Below are 5,961 nucleotides of genomic sequence, written 5' to 3'. Positions count from 1 at the left end.
TTGCCCTGGCGCAGGACGGGGTCATCACCCGCGAAGAGGCCGTGATGCGGGTACAGCCGCGCACGCTGACGGAGCTGTTGCACCGTCAGGTGTCACCCACAGCGCGGCGTGACCTTATCGGGCGGGGGATCGCCGCAAGCCCGGGGGCCGCCACGGGGCGCATCGTCTTTTCCGCCGCCGATGCACAGGCTTTCGCCTCGCGCGGGGATGCCTGTATTCTCGTCCGGCGCGAAACCAGCCCCGAGGATATTCGCGGCATGCATGCCGCGCAGGCCGTTCTGACCGAACGCGGCGGGATCACCAGCCACGCGGCGGTAATCGGGCGCGGCATGGGGCTGCCCTGCGTGGTGGGCGCGTCCAACATGCGCTTCAACCTCGCGAAAAAGCAGATCACCGCTGCCGATGGGCGCGTTTTCGTCGGCGGGGATATCATCACCGTCGATGGCTCCACCGGGCAAGTGCTTGCCGGAGAGGCGGAGATGCAGGAAGCCGCGCTCGACGATACCTTTCAGGAATTGATGGACTGGGCCGAGGACATCGCCGACATCGGCATTCGCGCCAATGCCGACACCCCTGCGGATGCCCAGACCGCGCGCAATTTCCACGCGCATGGGATCGGGCTCTGCCGGACGGAGCATATGTTCTTCGATCCCAGCCGCTTGATCGTGATGCGCGAAATGATCTTTGCCGAATCCGGCGAAGACCGGCGCGCGGTGCTGGAACGTCTGTTGCCGATGCAGCGGGACGACTTTACCCAGCTTTTCCGCATCATGCAGGGCCAGCCCGTCTGCATCCGGCTTTTCGATCCGCCGCTGCATGAATTCCTGCCCATGGACAAGGCGGGCCAGCGCGAACTGGCCGAAGCGCTCGGCCTGCCGCTCAGCAGTGTCACCCGCCGCATCGATGCGATGACCGAGTATAACCCCATGCTGGGCCTGCGTGGCGTGCGGCTTGGCATCACGGTGCCCGAGATCTATGAAATGCAGGCCCGCGCGATCTTCGAAGCGACGATCGAAGCCAGCCGCGACGGGGAACCGGTGGTGCCGGAGATCATGATCCCGCTGGTATCGGCACGGCGGGAGGTCGAGCTTGTAAAGACGTCTGTCGATTCGATTGCCGCCGCCGTGCGCAACGAACGGGACGCCAGCTTTACCTATCGCCTCGGCGTGATGGTGGAAACGCCCCGCGCCGCGCTGCGCGCCGCCGAAATCGCCCCCCATTGTGCCTTTCTCAGCTTCGGCACCAACGACCTGACCCAGATGACCTATGGCCTCTCTCGCGACGACGCGGGCCGCTTCATGTCGGACTACGTGCAGCAGGGTGTCTACGCTGAGGATCCCTTTCACGTGCTCGATACGGATGGGGTGGGGGAACTACTTCAACTGGGGGCGGAGCGTGGCCGCAAGGCGCAGCCGGGCATCACGCTTTCCATCTGTGGCGAGCATGGCGGCAACCCCGAATCGATTTCCTTCTGCCGGGAATCGGGGTTCGACTACGTTTCATGCTCTCCGTTTCGCGTCCCGGTTGCGCGGCTCGCTGCGGCCCAATTGGCGATACGTCACAAAATAGGGTAGGGGCGCACTTACCAACACGCAACAAATAGCTCACGTGCGCGGGATTTCGCGTAACATAATCGCTCGGGTTTACCCAAGGGATCGAGTTCTTTAAGCGGCCCGAAAGCCGCACTTAGATAACGAGAGGACCCATGCGTTTGTTCCCGATCTATTTTCTGCCCCTCCTCGCAGTCGCCGCCCTGACTCTGGGCGCCCCTGCCGAAGCCAACTCCGGCAAGGCTCTCGACCTTGCCCGCATCGAAGCGGAGGGTCTGGAATCGGTGGGCAGCGACCGTCTCAAGCAGCTCGTGGCGCAACCCAAGGCTGAAAAGAAATCGGTGCAATTTTCCCGCGCATGGATCGATCGGCAGCCCAAGGCCTCCGGCAGCGACGAATGGCAGTGCCTTGCCGAAGCGCTCTATTTCGAAGCGCGCGGTGAAACGGTCAAGGGCCAGTTCGCCGTGGCGGAGGTGATCCTCAACCGGGTTCGCAGCAAGCGCTTCCCCGGCACGCTTTGCGGCGTCATCAATCAGGGCACTGGCAAGAAATACCAGTGCCAGTTCACCTATACCTGCGATGGCCACAAGGAAGTCATCGCCGAACCGCGCGCATTTGCCCGTGTGGGCAAGGTTGCCCGGGCAGTGCTGGACGGAAAGGCCCCGCGCATTACCGACGGTGCCACGCATTATCACACCACCGCGGTCAGCCCGAACTGGTCAAAGGTTTTCACCCGCACAGCCAAGATCGGCGTGCATCTCTTCTACCGCGAGGGCGTGCGCACAGCGTCGAACTGACGCCGCGTTTCGACACTGGCACGGCGCCTCCGTTCTTGCTAGGCAGGCGCCCAGCGTCACCTTGCCCGTGGCGAAGCTATCGAAGGCCCGTGCCATGCCGCCCTCCGAAGTCCGCCTTGCCTTCGCGCATCCTTCTGAACGTGCGAATGCCACCGCCGGGTCCGAGCCGCTGGACCGCATTTCGCTGCGCGACCATATCGTCGAAGTCGAGATCGGGGCCTTTCAGGCCGAGCGCGGCGTCACCCAACGTATCTGCTTCAACGTCGTCGTGGAGGTCCGCCCCCTCACGGAGCCGGTGGACGACGATGTCGACCGCATCCTGAGCTATGACCGCGTGACCGAAGCGATTGCGTCCGAACTGAAGGACGAAAGGCTCAACCTTCTGGAAACTCTGGCTGAACGGGTGGCGGATCGGATCCTGAACGAACCGCAGGCCGTCCGGGTTTTCGTTCGCATCGAAAAGCTGGATCGCGGGCCGGGCGCACTGGGGGTGGAAATCGTGCGCGCCAAGGATGAAGGCTGGTCCGCCGACCGGGCTTTCGCTGGCGGCACCCATCCCGAACTCGTCTACCTCAGCAACGCGGCGATTGCGTCGCCGTACCTACCCGGCTGGCTGGATCAGCTCGAAGCGATCGGGCGCCCGGTGGTGATCTGCGTGGGCCCCGCCGATACGCCCGCCCCGCAGGTGCCGCACCGGATGGCGCAGCGCCGGATCGACCTGCTGGCCATCGAACAGAACGCATGGGTGCTTGCCGCCCGCGACGACCGTTGCGTGGTGGTTGAAACCCGTACCGAACTCGACTGGGCCATGAAAAACGGCCAGACCTGTGTCTGGGCGCCTTCCAAGATCGTGCTGGATGCCGTCGATACGCCCTCTGCCCAGCCGCGCGACGCCGTTGCGCTGGCCGCGTGGTTCGCGGCAACCTTCGACGCCGAAGAGATGCTGGTCATCGGGGCGGACGTGCCCAGCGGCGCCTCCGTGCCGCTGCGCGCCGTGCCCGCCACGGCGGAGCGTCTTTAACACCATGGCCACCCTTTATTACCGACCGCTGGTTCAGATCGGTCCTGCCCGGCCCGAGCCTGCCTTGCCACTCGCCGGGGGCTGGGGCTGGTTCACCGACGTCGAGGTGCTGCGCAGGGATGCGCCGCCCTCTTTCCTGCCCGCGAGGGCCCTGCCGCCGGATGTGGCCGCACAGCTCACCGAACCACGGTCGGAAATTGCGGGCCTTGGCATGAACCGCCCGCGCATCATGGGTATCCTCAACGTCACACCTGACAGTTTTTCCGACGGCGGGAAGGACGCCCATGCCGCGGCTGCGGTCGAACGCGGCCGCGCCATGCTGGCGGCAGGGGCCGATATCCTCGATATCGGTGGCGAATCGACCCGCCCTGGTGCAGTGACCGTCCCGGAGGAGGAGGAAATCGCCCGGGTCGTCCCGGTTGTCGCCGGGTTGCGGGCAGCCGGGGTCGGGGGGGTGATCTCCGTCGATACGCGCAAGGCGGCGGTTGCGCGCGCAGCGCTCAATGCAGGGGCCGATCTGGTAAACGATGTCTCGGCGCTCAGCTACGATCCGGCCATGCCGGGCCTTTGCGCCGAACGGGGCGTGCCCGTCTGCGCCATGCACGCCAAGGGCACCCCGGAAGACATGCAAAACGATCCGCGCTATAACGACGTGGTGCTGGATGTCTACGACGCCCTCGCCGCGCGGCTGCAGGCGCTGGAGCATGCGGGCATCCCGCGTCGGCGCATCATCGCCGATCCGGGTATTGGTTTCGGCAAGACGCGCGCGCACAACCTTGCTTTGCTGGCCCGGCTGGGCATCTTTCATGGGCTGGGCGTGCCGCTTTTGCTGGGGGCCTCGCGCAAGGGCTTTATCGGAACGATAGGCAAGGCCCTACAGGCGGCGGATCGAGCACCGGGTTCCATCGCCGTGGCTCTTGCGGGCTTCGCGCAGGGCGTGCAGATGGTGCGGGTGCATGATGTGGCCGAAACGGTTCAGGCCCGCGCGCTCTGGCAGGCGTCGGTGAGCGGATATTTTGAAGAGACGAACGAGGATTGAATGACGAAACTGTTTGGCACCGACGGCGTGCGTGGCACGGCGAACCTCGCTCCGATGACGGCGGAAACCGCCCTGCGCATCGGCGCTGCCGTGGGTCGCTATTTCCGCCGCGATGGCGGCGGTTCGCATCGGGTGGTGATCGGCAAGGATACTCGCCTCTCGGGCTATATGTTCGAAAACGCGCTGACCGCCGGGCTGACCAGCACTGGCATGAACGTATTGCTGCTGGGCCCTGTGCCCACACCGGCGGTGGGGCTTCTGACACGTTCCATGCGCGCCGACCTCGGCGTGATGATCTCTGCCAGCCACAATCCGGCGCATGACAACGGCATCAAGTTCTTCGGCCCGGACGGGTTCAAACTGTCCGATCAGGCGGAAAGCGAGATCGAAACATTGGTGGCCGAGGGGGTGGAACCCACCGGCGCGGGCCAGATCGGTCGCGCCAAACGGATCGATGACGGGCGCTTTCGCTATGTGGAGCGGGTGAAATCCTCCTTCCCGCGTCAGATGAGCCTCGATGGGCTCAAGGTCGTGATCGACTGCGCGAACGGGGCCGCCCACTGCGTGGCGCCGGAAACCCTGTGGGAACTGGGGGCCGAGGTCATCAGCACCGGCGTTTCCCCGAACGGCCACAATATCAACGACGGCTGCGGCTCCACCCACCCGGAGGAGGCCGCGCGCCTTGTGGTGGAAAGGGGCGCTGACGTGGGCATCTGCCTCGACGGTGATGCCGACCGGGTCATCCTGATCGACGAAAAGGGCCGGGTGGGCGACGGCGATCAGTTCATGGCGCTGATGGCCGCCCGCTGGGCCGCGGAAGAGCGCCTCGCCGGAAATGCGCTGGTGGCCACGGTGATGAGCAACCTCGGGCTTGAGCGGTTTCTCGAAGCGAAGGGCCTGCGGCTGGAGCGTACCAGCGTCGGTGACCGCTATGTCGTCGAGCGGATGCGCGAAGGTGGCTTCAACCTCGGCGGCGAACAATCGGGCCATATCGTGATGACCGACCACGCCACGACGGGTGACGGGCTGATGGCGGGGCTGCAGTTCCTGGCCGAGATGATCCGCTCCGGCAAACCTTCCTCCGAATTGCTGGCGCAATTCGAGCCGGTGCCGCAACTGCTGGAAAACGTCCGCTTCGGCGCCGGGCAGGCCCCGCTCGAAACAACCGTGGTGAAATCCGCCATTGCCGAGGCCGAGGCGCGGCTGAGCGGGGGCGGGCGGTTGCTGATCCGCAAATCCGGTACGGAACCGCTCGTCCGCGTTATGGCGGAACATGAGGATGCCGACCTCATGGCGCAATCGGTACGGCTGGTCGTCGATGCGGTGACGGACGCGGTGCGCGTCTGACGCAGCAAGCTTTCAGGCGTCGGCCCGGTTCGGGGCGGCGGCGGTATCCGCTCGCCCTGCGCGCTTGCTGCCGAAAAGACGGCGCAGCGCCCCGTATTGGCTGACCGCGACGCCGATCAGGATCAACCCCATCGCCCAGATGAGCGAGGGGGGCAGCGGTTCCGACAGGATGAGAGCGCCCAGCACCACGGACCACACCGGCACCTG

5 protein-coding genes and 1 pseudogene are annotated in these 5,961 nt (G+C 65.5%); 5 read left to right on the top strand and 1 reads right to left on the bottom strand.

The features are described 5' to 3' along the window. The 5 genes from A3764_RS08530 to glmM all read left to right on the top strand — a co-directional run. Positions 1-1,574: putative PEP-binding protein (locus A3764_RS08530; protein ID WP_082865912.1), on the top strand; the 1,574-nt coding region annotated here is incomplete at its 5' end. 131 nt (positions 1,575-1,705) lie between these two features. Beyond that, positions 1,706-2,347 carry a cell wall hydrolase gene (locus tag A3764_RS08525; protein WP_067928250.1) on the top strand — a complete coding sequence of 214 codons (642 nt, stop codon included), beginning with the start codon at positions 1,706-1,708 and terminating at the stop codon, positions 2,345-2,347. Between the two features lie 94 nt (positions 2,348-2,441). Next, a complete protein-coding gene (locus A3764_RS08520; RefSeq protein WP_067928254.1) occupies positions 2,442-3,368 on the top strand; it encodes a dihydroneopterin aldolase in 927 nt (308 codons plus the stop codon). 4 nt (positions 3,369-3,372) lie between these two features. Further along, a complete protein-coding gene (folP, locus tag A3764_RS08515) occupies positions 3,373-4,407 on the top strand; it encodes a dihydropteroate synthase (protein ID WP_067928257.1) in 1,035 nt (344 codons plus the stop codon). Further along, positions 4,408-5,754 (top strand): phosphoglucosamine mutase, encoded by a 1,347-nt coding sequence (gene glmM / locus A3764_RS08510; protein WP_067928260.1) that lies wholly within the window; start codon positions 4,408-4,410, stop codon positions 5,752-5,754. It begins immediately after the preceding gene. Between the two features lie 12 nt (positions 5,755-5,766). Here the strand turns inward: glmM and A3764_RS08505 are convergent. Beyond that, positions 5,767-5,961 (bottom strand): annotated as a pseudogene (locus tag A3764_RS08505) (hypothetical protein); the annotation flags it as partial.

The sequence above is a fragment of the Sulfitobacter sp. HI0129 genome, from assembly GCF_001635395.1.
Lineage (GTDB): Bacteria > Pseudomonadota > Alphaproteobacteria > Rhodobacterales > Rhodobacteraceae > Sulfitobacter.
Note: the sequence above shows the minus strand (reverse complement) of the source record. Positions and strands in the feature narration are given on the sequence as shown.

Bases quoted from the DNA above. Each gene is read 5' to 3' on its own strand.
- A3764_RS08525 (WP_067928250.1), top strand. From the start codon at position 1,706: ATGCGTTTGTTCCCGATCTATTTTCTGCCCCTCCTCGCAGTCGCCGCC.
- A3764_RS08520 (WP_067928254.1), top strand. From the start codon at position 2,442: ATGCCGCCCTCCGAAGTCCGCCTTGCCTTCGCGCATCCTTCTGAACGT.
- folP (WP_067928257.1), top strand. From the start codon at position 3,373: ATGGCCACCCTTTATTACCGACCGCTGGTTCAGATCGGTCCTGCCCGG.
- glmM (WP_067928260.1), top strand. From the start codon at position 4,408: ATGACGAAACTGTTTGGCACCGACGGCGTGCGTGGCACGGCGAACCTC.